The 12,750-nt window shown below is 71.5% G+C and carries 11 protein-coding genes; 10 read left to right on the top strand and 1 reads right to left on the bottom strand.

Annotated elements, in window-relative coordinates:
- The first annotated feature begins 298 nt into the window (after window positions 1–298).
- The 10 genes from gatC to ACIQTP_RS20900 all read left to right on the top strand — a co-directional run bounded on the left by gatC (window position 299) and on the right by ACIQTP_RS20900 (window position 11,516).
- On the top strand, window positions 299–595 hold the full coding sequence (gene gatC / locus ACIQTP_RS20855; RefSeq protein WP_010984178.1) for an Asp-tRNA(Asn)/Glu-tRNA(Gln) amidotransferase subunit GatC: 297 nt from the start codon (window positions 299–301) through the stop codon (window positions 593–595).
- A 5-nt stretch (window positions 596–600) separates the two neighbouring features.
- Window positions 601–2,106 (top strand): Asp-tRNA(Asn)/Glu-tRNA(Gln) amidotransferase subunit GatA, encoded by a 1,506-nt coding sequence (gene gatA, locus ACIQTP_RS20860; RefSeq protein WP_403401680.1) that lies wholly within the window; start codon window positions 601–603, stop codon window positions 2,104–2,106.
- Window positions 2,103–2,345: a hypothetical protein gene (locus ACIQTP_RS20865; protein ID WP_101400827.1), complete on the top strand. Its 243-nt coding sequence runs from the start codon at window positions 2,103–2,105 to the stop codon at window positions 2,343–2,345. Before gatA ends, ACIQTP_RS20865 begins: the two co-directional genes overlap by 4 nt.
- A 16-nt stretch (window positions 2,346–2,361) precedes the next feature.
- Window positions 2,362–3,879: an Asp-tRNA(Asn)/Glu-tRNA(Gln) amidotransferase subunit GatB gene (gatB, locus tag ACIQTP_RS20870; protein ID WP_403401682.1), complete on the top strand. Its 1,518-nt coding sequence runs from the start codon at window positions 2,362–2,364 to the stop codon at window positions 3,877–3,879.
- Window positions 3,880–4,123: 244 nt separating this feature from the next.
- On the top strand, window positions 4,124–6,379 hold the full coding sequence (locus ACIQTP_RS20875; protein ID WP_403401684.1) for an MMPL family transporter: 2,256 nt from the start codon (window positions 4,124–4,126) through the stop codon (window positions 6,377–6,379).
- A complete protein-coding gene (locus ACIQTP_RS20880) occupies window positions 6,357–6,923 on the top strand; it encodes a GNAT family N-acetyltransferase (protein ID WP_402045755.1) in 567 nt (188 codons plus the stop codon). The genes ACIQTP_RS20875 and ACIQTP_RS20880 overlap by 23 nt, the downstream gene beginning before the upstream one ends.
- A 64-nt stretch (window positions 6,924–6,987) precedes the next feature.
- Window positions 6,988–7,590, top strand: a complete 603-nt coding sequence (locus ACIQTP_RS20885) for a hypothetical protein (RefSeq protein WP_403401686.1) — start codon at window positions 6,988–6,990, stop codon at window positions 7,588–7,590.
- Between the two features lie 223 nt (window positions 7,591–7,813).
- Window positions 7,814–8,011: a hypothetical protein gene (locus tag ACIQTP_RS20890; protein ID WP_403401688.1), complete on the top strand. Its 198-nt coding sequence runs from the start codon at window positions 7,814–7,816 to the stop codon at window positions 8,009–8,011.
- A gap of 146 nt (window positions 8,012–8,157) precedes the next feature.
- Window positions 8,158–11,241, top strand: a complete 3,084-nt coding sequence (locus tag ACIQTP_RS20895; protein ID WP_403401690.1) for an AAA family ATPase — start codon at window positions 8,158–8,160, stop codon at window positions 11,239–11,241.
- 38 nt (window positions 11,242–11,279) lie between these two features.
- Complete coding sequence (locus ACIQTP_RS20900) at window positions 11,280–11,516, top strand: DUF6191 domain-containing protein (RefSeq protein ID WP_403401691.1); 237 nt, start codon at window positions 11,280–11,282, stop codon at window positions 11,514–11,516.
- A gap of 16 nt (window positions 11,517–11,532) precedes the next feature.
- Here ACIQTP_RS20900 and ACIQTP_RS20905 read toward each other — a convergent pair whose 3' ends face one another.
- Window positions 11,533–12,684 carry a PQQ-dependent sugar dehydrogenase gene (locus ACIQTP_RS20905; protein WP_403401692.1) on the bottom strand — a complete coding sequence of 384 codons (1,152 nt, stop codon included), beginning with the start codon at window positions 12,682–12,684 and terminating at the stop codon, window positions 11,533–11,535.
- Between the last annotated feature and the right edge of the window lie 66 nt (window positions 12,685–12,750).

The following is a 12,750-nucleotide window of genomic DNA, read 5'->3' on the forward strand; positions in this document are numbered from 1 at the left end:
CGCGTGACGGTCCTCCGACAGGTGGACCTCGCCAGTGGCGCCTCATCGCCGTCGGCGTCCGTCCGCCCGTTGTGGCTGGTCGCGCGGTTCCTCGCGCCCCTGACGGGGCGCCGCAGTCCCGTCCGCCAGGGGCGGGTGCCGATGGTGCGAAATCCCCACAGGCGACCCGTACCCGGTAAGCGAACCGTCACAGGTGGTGCGGGTGGGAAAGAGGGCTGAGGCAAACCCGGGCGCAGGCATCGGCCCCGGACCCATAGGATTGGGCCAAACCACACACTCTCACCCAGAGGATCGCTGCATGCCTGGCATCACGCGCGAGGAGGTCGCCCACCTCGCACGGCTGGCGCGTCTGGAGCTGAAGGCCGAAGAGCTCGACCACTTCGCCGGCCAGCTCGACGACATCATCGGCGCGGTCGCCCGCGTCAGCGAGGTCGCCGACCAAGACGTACCGCCGACCTCTCATCCGCTGCCGCTGACGAACGTCATGCGCGCGGACGAGGTCCGTCCGTCGCTCACCCCCGAGCAGGCGCTCTCCGGCGCCCCGGCCCAGGAGCAGCAGCGTTTCAAGGTGCCGCAGATCCTGGGGGAGGACTAATCACCATGACGGACACCAACGTCAACATCATCAGGCTGACGGCGGCCGAGATCGCCGCGAAGATCGCCGCGGGCGAGCTCACGGCCGTCGCGGTCACCGAGGCCCACCTCGCCCGGATCGAGGCCGTCGACGAGAAGGTGCACGCCTTCCTGCACGTCGACCGCGAGGGCGCCCTCGCGCAGGCCCGCGCCGTCGACGCCAAGCGGGAGCGGGGCGAGAAGCTCGGCCCCCTCGCCGGTGTGCCGCTCGCGCTCAAGGACATCTTCACCACCGAGGGCATCCCGACGACCGTCGGTTCGAAGATCCTCGAGGGCTGGATCCCGCCGTACGACGCGACGGTCACCAAGCGGCTGAAGGCCGCCGACGTCGTCATCCTCGGCAAGACCAACATGGACGAGTTCGCCATGGGGTCCTCCACCGAGAACAGCGCCTACGGCCCCACCGGCAACCCCTGGGACCTCACCCGTATCCCCGGTGGCTCCGGCGGCGGGTCGAGCGCCGCGCTCGCCTCCTTCGAGGCGCCCCTCGCCATCGGCACCGACACGGGCGGCTCCATCCGCCAGCCCGCGGCCGTCACCGGCACGGTCGGCGTCAAGCCGACGTACGGCGGGGTGTCGCGCTACGGCATGGTCGCGTTCTCCTCCTCCCTCGACCAGGGCGGGCCCTGCGCCCGTACGGTCCTGGACGCCGCGCTGCTGCACGAGGTCATCGCGGGCCACGACCCGCTCGACTCCACCTCCATCGACGCCCCGGTCCCGCCGGTCGTCGAGGCGGCCCGCAACGGCTCCGTCGCCGGCATGCGCGTCGGTGTCGTCAAGCAGTTCCGCGGCGAGGGCTACCAGGCCGGTGTCGTGCAGCGCTTCGACGAGGCCGTCGCCCTGCTGAGGGAGCTCGGCGCCGAGATCGTCGAGCTGGACTGCCCGTCCTTCGACCTGGCGCTCTCCGCGTACTACCTGATCGCCCCGTCCGAGTGCTCGTCCAACCTCGCCCGCTTCGACGCCATGCGCTACGGCCTGCGGGTCGGGGACGACGGCACGCGCTCCGCCGAGGAGGTCACCTCCCTCACCCGCGAGGCCGGCTTCGGGGACGAGGTCAAGCGCCGCATCATGCTCGGCACCTACGCGCTGAGCTCCGGCTACTACGACGCGTACTACGGCAGCGCCCAGAAGGTCCGTACGCTCATCACGCGCGACTTCGAGAAGTCGTTCGAGAAGGTCGACGTCATCGTCTCGCCGACCACGCCCACCACCGCCTTCCCGATCGGCGAGCGCGCCGACGACCCGATGGCGATGTACCTCGCGGATCTGTGCACCATCCCGACCAACCTGGCGGGCAACGCCGCCATGTCGCTGCCCTGCGGTCTCGCCCCGGAGGACAACCTCCCGGTCGGTCTGCAGATCATCGCCCCCGCGATGAAGGACGACAGGCTTTACAAGGTCGGCGCCGCAGTCGAGGCCGCCTTCGTGGAAAAGTGGGGGCACCCGCTGCTCGAGGAGGCTCCGTCGCTGTGAGTAAGGCTCTGACCAAGGCCAAGGGCTTCAAGAAGTCCAAGTCCGGCACGTACCTGTCCATCGCGACCACCGCGTTCGGTGCCGTCGGCGTCGCCAAGCAGGCCAAGAAGGCCCGCACGGAGCACGACACGCTGCGCCTCATCGACGCGGCCGTGTCCGCCGCCGCCATCGTCACCGGCCTCGCCATCCTCTACCGGGAGCTCAGGCGCCTGGGCGACGACGACGTCCTGCTGGGCTGAGAGGGAAGTTTTCACCGTGACCACCACGACCGACGAGCTGGTGTCGTACGAGGACGCTCTCGCGACGTACGACCCCGTCATGGGCCTCGAAGTCCATGTCGAGCTCGGCACCAAGACCAAGATGTTCTGCGGGTGTTCCACCGAGCTGGGCGCCGCGCCCAACTCGCAGACCTGCCCGACCTGCCTCGGCATGCCCGGCTCGCTGCCCGTCGTCAACGCGACCGGCGTCGAGTCCGCCATCAAGATCGGCCTCGCGCTGCACTGCGAGATCGCCGAGTGGTGCCGCTTCGCCCGGAAGAACTACTTCTATCCGGACATGCCGAAGAACTTCCAGACCTCCCAGTACGACGAGCCGATCGCCTTCAACGGCTACCTCGACGTACAGCTGGAGGACGGCGAGGTCTTCCGCGTGGAGATCGAGCGCGCCCACATGGAGGAGGACACCGGCAAGTCCACCCACGTGGGTGGCGCGACCGGCCGCATCCACGGCGCCTCGCACTCCCTGCTCGACTACAACCGCGCGGGCATCCCCCTCATCGAGATCGTCACCAAGCCGATCGAGGGTGCGGGCGAGCGCGCTCCCGAGGTCGCCAAGGCGTACGTCGCCGAGCTGCGCGAGCTCATCAAGGCGCTCGGCGTCTCGGAAGCCCGCATGGAGATGGGCCAGATGCGCTGCGACGTGAACCTGTCGCTGCGCCCGCACGGCCGCGAGAAGTTCGGCACGCGCTCCGAGACGAAGAACGTCAACTCGCTGCGCTCCGTGGAGCGTGCGGCCCGCTTCGAGATCCAGCGGCACGCCGCGGTCCTCAACAGCGGCGGCACGATCATCCAGGAGACCCGCCACTTCCACGAGGACACCGGGTCCACGACCTCGGGCCGCGTGAAGGAGGAGGCCGAGGACTACCGGTACTTCCCGGAGCCCGACCTCGTCCCGGTCGCCCCGTCCCGCGAGTGGGTCGAGGAACTGCGCGGGGGTCTGCCCGAGCAGCCGCTCGCGCGCCGCAACCGCCTCCGTGAGGAGTGGGGTGTCTCGGCGCACGACATGCAGTCGATCCTGAACGCCGGTGCCATCGACCCGATCGTCGCCACGATCGAGGCCGGTGCGGACGCCGCGTCCGCCCGTAAGTGGTGGATGGGTGAACTGGCGCGCAGCGCCAACGAGTCGGGCAAGGCCCTGGAGGACCTGCCCATCACCCCGGCGCAGGTCGCCCGGGTGACGCAGCTCGTCGCCTCCGGAGACCTGAACGACAAGCTCGCCCGCCAGGTCATCGAGGGCGTGCTCGCGGGCGAGGGCACCCCGGACGAGGTCGTCGACAAGCGCGGTCTGAAGGTCGTCTCGGACGAGGGCGCGCTGACTGCCGCCGTCGACGAGGCCATCGCCGGCAACCCGGGCGTCGCGGACAAGATCCGCGGCGGCAAGGTGGCCGCGGTCGGCGCCCTGGTCGGCGCGGTCATGAAGGCCACCCGCGGCCAGGCCGACGCGGCCCGCGTCAAGGAACTCATCCTGGAGAAGCTGGGCGTCAGCGAGGGCTGAGTACCCGTAAGTACCCACCTGGGGGGATGCATCGAGGCCGATGCATCCCCCCAGGCCTGTCCAGAGGCCCTCGGTGCGACAGAGTTCGTCGGATTGTCGTGTGAACTGCCTCGCACTCTCGTGAGCGGACCCACGAATGAGGCGAACGATCGCTTCTGGCTGCAAGAGTGATGACGCATTCGTCATGCGTTCTTTACGGGCAAATCCCGGTAAAGATCCATAAATCACTCAGGGAGCTCGTCCGTTGGCAGCCCTTGCACGCTGGTGTGTACGGCACCGCCTCGTCACCGTTCTGCTGTGGCTCCTCGCCCTCGGCGGGGTGAGCGCCGCCGCGGCCGTCACGGGCTCCGCGTACTCGAACAACTACGAGGCCCCCGGCACCGAATCGGGCCGCGCCGACCGGCTCCTGCGGCAGGGCTTCCCCGGTCTCGGCGGCGACAGCGACACCGTCGTCTGGCGGACCACCCCCGGCACCGTCCGCTCCGCAGCCGTCGAACAGACCATGACCCGCGCCCTCGACGAGATCGCCACGCTGCCCGGCGTGGCCTCCGTCGTCAGCCCCTACGAAGGGCAGGGCACGGGCCGGATCAGCGGCGACGGACGTACGGCGTACGCCACCGTCACCTTCGACGACCAGGCCGACAACCTCTCCAAGGGCGAGGCGCAGGCCGTCGTCGACGCCGCCAAGGCCGCTGGGACCCACGGGCTCCAGGTGGAGTTGGGCGGCACCGCCATCGGGCTCACGGAGTCCTCCGGCGGCCACCTCGCCGAGGTCGTCGGCGTGGTCGTGGCCGCCGTGGTGCTCTTCCTCGCCTTCGGTTCGCTCGCCGCCTCCCTGCTGCCCATCGCCACCGCCCTGGTCGGCGTCGGGACGGCGTACGCCTCGATCGTGCTCCTGGGGCACGCGATGACGGTCGCCGACTTCGCGCCCATGCTCGGCACACTGATCGGCCTCGGCGTCGGCATCGACTACGCGCTGTTCATCGTCACCCGGCACCGTCGCGGGCTCAAACGAGGGCTTCCGGTGGCCGACGCGGCCCGCAACGCCGTCGCCACCACCGGCCGCGCGGTCGTCTTCGCGGGCGCCACCGTCTGCATCGCCCTGCTCGGCATGCTCACCCTGCGGCTCAGCTTCCTGGGCGGTGTCGCGATCGCGGCCTCCCTCACCGTGGTCCTCACCGTCGCGGCCTCCGTGACCCTGCTGCCCGCCCTCCTGTCCTTCATCGGCCCTCGCGCCCTCAGCCGGCGCGAGCGGCGCAGGCTGTACGAGCACGGGCCCCAGCCGGAACTCCCCACCGGACTCGCCGCCCGCTGGTCGGTGTTCGTGGAGCACCACCCCAAGCTGCTCGGCGCGGTCGCCGTGACCGTCATGGCGCTGCTCGCCCTGCCCACACTCTCCCTCCACCTCGGCACCTCCGACCAGGGCAACAACCCCAGGTCGGCGACGACCCGGCAGGCGTACGACCTCCTCGCCGGAGGCTTCGGGCCGGGCGTGAACGGGCCGCTGACCCTGGTCACCCACGTCGGCGGCGCCGAGGACAGACTCGCCCTCGACAGCCTGGACAGCACGCTCCGGACGACCGCCGGGGTCGCCTCGGTGACCCCGGTGACGTACGACACCGGGGGCGACACCGCGTATCTCACCGTCGTCCCGCACTCCGCGCCGCAGTCCCAGAAGACCAGCGACCTCGTGGACCGGCTGCGCACCGAGGTGCTGCCGCGTGTCGAGGCGGGCACCGGGCTCGACGTGCGTGTCGGCGGGGTGACGGCGAGCTACGACGACTTCGCCGCCGTCATCATCGGCAGACTGCCCCTCTTCATGGGCGTCGTGATCGGCCTCGGCTGTGTCCTGCTCCTGCTCGCCTTCCGCTCGCTCGGCATTCCGCTGAAGGCCGCCGTGATGAACATCGCCGCCGTGGCCGGCGCGTTCGGGGTGGTCGTCGCGATCTTCCAGTGGGGCTGGGGGAGCGAGCTGCTGGGCCTCGGCCGCGCGGGTCCGATCGAGCCCTTCCTCCCCGTGATCATGGTGTCGGTGCTCTTCGGGCTCTCCATGGACTACCAGGTCTTCCTGGTCAGCCGGATGTACGAGGAGTGGCTGGAAACCGGCGACAACCGGCGTGCCGTCCGGGTCGGGCTCGCCGAGACCAGCCGGGTGATCAACTCCGCCGCCGTCATCATGATCTCGGTCTTCCTCGCCTTCGTGCTCAGCGGCGACCGCGTCATCGCGATGTTCGGCATCGCCCTCGCCTCCGCCGTCGCTCTCGACGCCTTCGTCCTGCGCACTCTCCTGGTCCCCGCCCTCATGCATCTGCTCGGCGGCGCCAACTGGTGGCTGCCCCGCCGGCTCGACCGGCTGCTGCCGCGCATCAGCGTCGAACCGCCCGAGTGCCGCGCAGCCCATGAGAGGCTGGCCGCTGCGACGGACGCCGAGGTGGCGGACGTACTGGAGGACGAGCTGGAGACGGAGCGGCAGCACCATGTACGCGATATCCCTGGGTGACGACGGCGCGGAACTGCGGCCCCTGGAGCCCTGGCGCGCGGAGGAGTTCCTCGCGCACCTGGACCGGGGGAGGGAGTTCATCGGGCAGTACATCCCCTTCGGGTCCAAGGCCACGGACGTGCCCTCCGCGCGGGAGACACTCCAGCGGTACGCCGACATGCGGGCCGCGGACACCGGGGCCCTGCACGGCCTGTGGCTGGAGGGGAAGCTCGTCGGCGGGGTGCTCCTCCTGAACTTCGACGCCGAGCGCGGCAACTGCGAGGTCGGCTGCTGGCTGGAACCCGCCGGCACCGGACGCGGTCTGGTCACGCGGGCGATGCGGATCCTCATCGACTGGGCGGTCGAGGAGCGCGGGATCCACCGTGTGGAGTGGATCGCCGCCTCCGCGAACGTGCCGAGCGTGAACGCCGCCCGGCGGCTCGGGATGACCCGGGACGCGGTGCTGCGGGAGAGCTTCCCCCACCGGGGCGTACGCCTCGACATGGAGGTCTGGTCGGTGCTCGCGCCCGAGTGGCGGGCGGCACGCGCGCGTGAGCAGCGATGATCTTGGCCGTGGCTCACAACGATCATTAAGAGACTTCTCAGACTCCGTCCGTACGGTGCGGGTCATGGGAACCAAGACAGTTGACGAAGCCGTGGACGCGAACGGCACCGAGGCAAAGAGCGACGAGGAGACCGTGAACGCCACCAAGACCGACGAGGCGCCGGACGCCGAGGTCGAGGAGACCGGCAACGCCGCAGCCGAGGACGCCGAGGACCAGGAAGACCTCGACACCGAGGCCCTGGAGGGCGATGCCCCCGAGGCCGGGAAGGGCACCCCCGGCGTCGGCCAGGGCGCCGCCGCCGTCGTCTCCGCCGGCCTTGGCGTCGTGTCCCTCACCGGCAGCTGGGTCGCCACCGTGGCGGCCGCCCGCGAGACCCTCGTCGGCCAGCTGGGGACCTCCTCGACCGCGAGCGTCGCCAAGCAGGTCAAGGAGGTCTACGGCGACGCGTGGGCGACCACCGCGCTGGTCGGCGGCCTCTTCGCGCTGGCCGCGTTGATCGTCGGCGTCGTGGTCCTGGTCCGGCCCGCCTTCGGGGCCCCCGGCAAGCCGCAGGCCGCCTGGATCAAGTCGGTCGCCTGGGCGGGCGTCTCGCTCGGCGTCATCGGCCTGGTCCTCGCCGTCGCCAAGTACTCCGACATCATCCTCGGGCTGCCGTCCACCAGCTGAATCCCCGGCTGGATCTTCAGCTGGATCTCCAGCCGAATGCCCGGCCGGATCTCCGTACCTCTGAGGGGCCTTAGGGCCGCCGTAAGCCACTTACGGCCGCTCCTAAGGCCCTTCGCGTGCGCAAGATGCGGAACTCTCCCGATGTGGCGCACCCCCCTGGGAGACGAAGGTTGAGGCATCGCAGAAAGCGATGACGAAACCGACTCCTCACGAGGGACACGACATGTTCGAGTACGAGCTCCAGCAGATGCGATCCAACGAGCTGATCCGCGAGGCACAGAACCACCGCCAGGCGCAGGAAGCCCTCCGTGGCCGTCGCGTCGCCCGCCGCTCCGCCGCGCGCGAGTCCGGGCAGAACGACTCGGAGGGGCAGGCACATAGCCGACGTCCCCGCCGGCACCGGTTCGCCCGCGCCGCATGAGCGCGGGGGCGGGGGGCGGCCGTACGGGGGTCGGCCGCCTCCCGGCGAGCGGTGACCGCCGCGACACGGCGGCGGCCACCCGTCACACGAAGGGGGCGGCGGTCGCCCGCTCGATAACCAGTGCCGCACTGTCAGACCCCTGTGCGATGCTCGGGTCTGTGGAAACCAGGTTCGTCAGCCCGGTGTTCGTCGGCCGCACCGACGAACTCGGCATCCTGCACGACGCGCTCGCCCGTGCCGCCACTGGGGGCACCACCCAGGCGTCCAGCACGGCGGGAGAGCCGCAGGCGTTGCTGCTCGGCGGTGAGGCCGGGGTCGGGAAGACCCGCCTGCTCGAGGAGTTCGCCACCGCGGCAGTCCGCGAGGGCGCCGTCTTCGTGTGCGGCGGCTGTGTGGAGATCGGCGCCGACGGACTGCCCTTCGCCCCGTTCTCCACCGCCCTGCGCGCCCTGCGCCGACTGCTCCCCGACGAGCTCGCCGCCGCGGCCGCCGGACAGGAGGACGAGCTGGCCCGGCTGCTGCCCGAGCTGGGCGAGACCGGCCGCGGCGGACGGCCCGAGGAAGAGGGCATGGCCCGCCTCTTCGAACTCACCGCCCGCCTCCTGGAGCGCGTCGCCGCCGACCGCACCGTCGTCGTCGCCCTCGAAGACCTGCACTGGGCCGACGCCTCCACCCGCCACCTGCTGGCCTACCTCTTCCGCACCCTGCGCAGCGGCCGCCTCGTCGTCATCGCCACCTACCGCGCCGACGACATCCACCGCCGCCACCCCCTGCGCCCCCTGCTGGCCGAACTCGACCGCCTCCGCACGGTCCGCCGCATCGAACTCGGCCGCTTCAGCCGCGCCGAGGTCGGCCGTCAGATCGCCGGCATCCTCGCCCACGAACCCGACCCCGCCCAGGTCGACGACATCTTCGAACGCTCCGACGGCAACGCGTTCTTCGTCGAGGAGCTCGCCGTCGCCGCCCACCAGGGCTGCCGCACCGGGCTCACCGACTCCCTGCGCGACCTGCTCCTCGTCCGTGTCGAGGGCCTCCCCGAGAGCGCCCAGCGCGTCGCCCGGATCGTCGCCGAGGGCGGCTCCACCGTCGAGTACCCGCTGCTGGCCGCCGTCGCCCGGCTCGCCGAGGACGACCTCATCGAGGCGCTGCGCGCCGCCGTCGGCGCCAACATCCTGCACCCCTCTCCCGGCGGCGACGGCTACAGCTTCCGTCACTCCCTGGTCCGGGAGGCAGTCAGCGACGACCTGCTCCCCGGTGAGCGCTCCCGCTTCAACCGCCGCTACGCCGAAGCCCTGGAGGCCGACCCCACGCTCGTCCCGGCCGACGAGCGCGCCACCCGCCTGGCCAGTTACTGGTACCACGCGCACGACGCCGCCAAGGCCCTCCCCGCCGTCCTCGACGCCTCCGTCGCGGCCCGCCGCCGCCACGCCCACTCCGAGCAACTCAGGCTCCTGGAGCGCGCGATGGAGCTGTGGGAGGCCGCCCCCGAAGCCGTACGGGACGAGCTGCGCCCCATCGACTACGTGGAGGTCTTCCCGCCCTGTGGCTGCGACCCGGCCAAAACCCCCCTGCGCTACCTCGACCTGATGGCCGAGGCCGCCGTCGCGGGCCGGCTGTGCGGGGAACGCGAGCGCGCCCTGAAGATCACCAAGCGGGCGCTGCGCGTCCTGGAGGACGAGGACGACCCCCTCCGCGCCGCCTGGTTCTGGACCCAGCGCTCCCGCCTGGTGCAGGCACAGGCCCGCGGGGACGGCTGGGCGGAGCTCGCCACCGCCCAGGACCTGGTGCGCGGCCTGCCGCCGTCGGAGGTGCACGCCGAGGTGCTCTCCATGGTCGCCGCCTGGTGCATGCTGCACGAACCGGGCCCCGGCGCCCTCTCGGCCGCCGAGCGCGCCGTGGAGTACGCGCGCATGGTGGGCGCCCGGGACATCGAGCTGAACGCCCGGCTCACGCTCGGCGGCCTCATGGTCGACGCGGGCGACGTGGAGACGGGCATCGCGGAGATGTACGAGGTCAAGGAGCGGGTACCCCGGCACGGTGCCTCCCACGTCACGGGGCGTGTCTACGTCAATCTGCCGTCCCACCTGGAGTCGGTCGGCCGCTCCCGGGAAGCGATCACGATCCTGCGTGAGGGCATCGAACTCGCCCGGAAGGCCGGGCTGTTGGACACCGAGGCCTGGGTCTGGGGCAACCTCTCGGAGTCGCTCTACGCGCTCGGCCAGTGGGACGAGGCCGTCGAAGCCGCGCGCAACGCGCTGGGTGTCGGGCTCAGCGGCAAACCGTCCGGCAGCGGTGCCATGCGCCTCGCGGATCTCGCGCTCGCCCGCGGCGACCTCGCCGACGCGGCACGTCAACTCACCGCAGCCCGCGCCCACTTCGGCACCCACGAAGCCATGCCGCAGTACTCGTTGCCCCTGGTCCGTACCGCGATCGGCATCGCCGCCGGAGAGGGACGCCTCCTCGACGCCCGCGCCGCCCTGGAGGACGTCCTCGACACCGGCTTCCCGCCCGGCACCCAGCGCGACGGCTGGCCGCTGCTGCTCGCCGCCGCCACCGCGGAGGCCGACGCCCGCGGACTGCCCGTCGCCGAGGCGGGCCGCGCCCGGGTCCTGGAGCGTCTGCGCAAGGCCGCCAAGTCCCTGGCCACCGGAGCACCCGTCTGGCTCGCCCATGAACGGTGGGTACGCGCCGAGCTCCGCCGTGCCGAGGGCGCGGCCGAACCGCACGAGTGGTCCGAGGCGGTCACCGCCTTCGAACCGCTGGAGCGCCCCTACGACCTCGCCCGTGTCCGTCACCGTCTCGCCGAGTCCCTGCTGATCTCGGGAGCCGACGAGGACGACCGGACCCGCGCCACGGAGCTTCTTCGGCTGGCCGGGGCGGCGGCCGGCCACCTGGGCGCCCGCCCGCTCGCCGACACCGTCGCGCTCCTCGCCCAGCGGGCCCGCCTCGCCCTGGGCCGCGCCCCCGAGCCGTCGGCCGCGGCTCCCGCCGACCCGGTCGAGGCCCTCGGCCTCACCAGCCGGGAGCGCGACGTCCTGCGTCTCGTCGCCGCCGGCCGCAGCAACCGCCAGATCGCCGAGGAACTCTTCATCTCCCCGAAGACCGCCAGCGTCCATGTCTCGAACATCCTGGCCAAGCTGGCCGTCTCGGGCCGGGGGGAGGCGGCGGCGCTGGCACACCGGCTGCGGCTGTTCCCGCAGGAGGCCCCCACTGCCCGGACGACGGGCTGAGGCATACGCTGGCAGGGATCCGGGCCGAAGGAGGCGCCGTGTTCAACATGTTCGAGGAGCTCTTCGCACCAGGCCGCAAGCACACCGACGACGAACGCAAGCGACTCGAACTGAGCCGCGTGGACCTGAACGACGGTGATCCGGGCCGTGGCCCCATAGACCTGACCTCCGGCAAGGTGGTCGTACGGCTGCCCAAGCAGGAGCGGGACCAGGAGCAGGAGGGCAGGCAGCGGAACACGGGGGAGGAACCCGTGGCGGAACCGGACGAGTCCTGAGGCCGGACTCCTACTCCTACTTCACCTCCAGCTCCAGAATCCTGTCGTCGCCCTTCCCGGGGCTGCCGCGGCCGTCCGTCTCGCTCGTCACGAGCCACAGCTTGTCGCCGCCCGCCGCGACCACCGTGCGCAACCGGCCGTACTCGCCCTTCAGGAAGGCCTGCGGGGCGGCGGCGGCCTCCGTGCCCTTCAACGGGATGCGCCACAGCCGCCGGCCGCGCAGCCCCGCCATCCAGATGGAGCCCTCGGCGTAGGCGATACCGCTCGGGGAGGCCTGGTCCGTGTGCCACTGGGCGACCGGATTGTGGTACTTGGGGTCGTCGCTCCTGCCCTCCACCACAGGCCAGCCGTAGTTGTCGCCCGGCTTGATCTGGTTCAGCTCGTCCCAGGTGTCCTGGCCGAACTCGGAGGCCCACAGCCGCTGCTTGTCGTCCCAGGCGAGGCCCTGCACATTGCGATGGCCGTACGAGTAGACCACCGAGTTGTCGAACGGGTTGCCGGGCGCCGGATCGCCGTCCGGCGTCATCCGCAGGATCTTGCCGCCCAGCGCCTTCGTGTCCTGGGCCTGCCCCCGGTCACCCGTCTCGCCCGCCCCCGCGTACAGCATCCGGTCGGGACCGAAGGCGATCCGCCCACCGTTGTGGATCATCCCCTTGGGGATGCCCTTGAAGATCGTGTCCGGCGCCCCGAGCTGCTCCCCGGACGGCTTCTTCTCGTCGTACAACATGCGGACGATGCGGTTGTCCGAGGCCGTCGTGAAGTACGCGTAGATCATGTGGTCGGAGGCGTACGCGGGGGAGAGCGCGATGCCGAGCAGGCCGCCCTCGCCGGCGGGAGCCACACCGGGCACCTGGCCCAGTTCGGTCTTCCTGCCCGTCTTCTCGTCGACCCGTGTGATCGTCCCCTCGTCCCGCGAGGACACCAGCAGGCCGCCCTCCGGCAGCGGCGCCAGGCCCCAGGGCGACTTGAGGTCCTCGGTGACGGTGCGCACCACCTTCACCGAGCCCTTGGCGGGCGCGGCCGTCTCGGTGGCCCGCGGGGCGGACGACGCCCCCGTCGCCGTACCGCTCGACGACGGGCTCAGGCCGCCGATCGGCGCCCCTCCTCCGCCACCGGAGGAACAGCCGGCCGTCACCACCAGCGCTGCCGCGGCCAACACGGCCTTCATCACTCGACGTTGCACGATCAGGGGTCCCTTCGACGCGGTGGTCCTACTGTTCATACACCGCGCGAG

This window comes from Streptomyces sp. NPDC090798 (assembly GCF_044768965.1).
In the GTDB taxonomy this organism is placed as follows: Bacteria; Actinomycetota; Actinomycetes; order Streptomycetales; family Streptomycetaceae; genus Streptomyces.

Excerpts from the sequence above, each read along its gene's own strand:
- gatC (WP_010984178.1), top strand. The coding sequence starts at position 299 with ATGCCTGGCATCACGCGCGAGGAGGTCGCCCACCTCGCACGGCTGGCG.
- gatA (WP_403401680.1), top strand. The coding sequence starts at position 601 with ATGACGGACACCAACGTCAACATCATCAGGCTGACGGCGGCCGAGATC.
- ACIQTP_RS20880 (WP_402045755.1), top strand. The coding sequence starts at position 6,357 with ATGTACGCGATATCCCTGGGTGACGACGGCGCGGAACTGCGGCCCCTG.
- ACIQTP_RS20885 (WP_403401686.1), top strand. The coding sequence starts at position 6,988 with ATGGGAACCAAGACAGTTGACGAAGCCGTGGACGCGAACGGCACCGAG.
- ACIQTP_RS20890 (WP_403401688.1), top strand. The coding sequence starts at position 7,814 with ATGTTCGAGTACGAGCTCCAGCAGATGCGATCCAACGAGCTGATCCGC.
- ACIQTP_RS20895 (WP_403401690.1), top strand. The coding sequence starts at position 8,158 with ATGCTCGGGTCTGTGGAAACCAGGTTCGTCAGCCCGGTGTTCGTCGGC.
- ACIQTP_RS20905 (WP_403401692.1), bottom strand. The coding sequence starts at position 12,684 with ATGAAGGCCGTGTTGGCCGCGGCAGCGCTGGTGGTGACGGCCGGCTGT.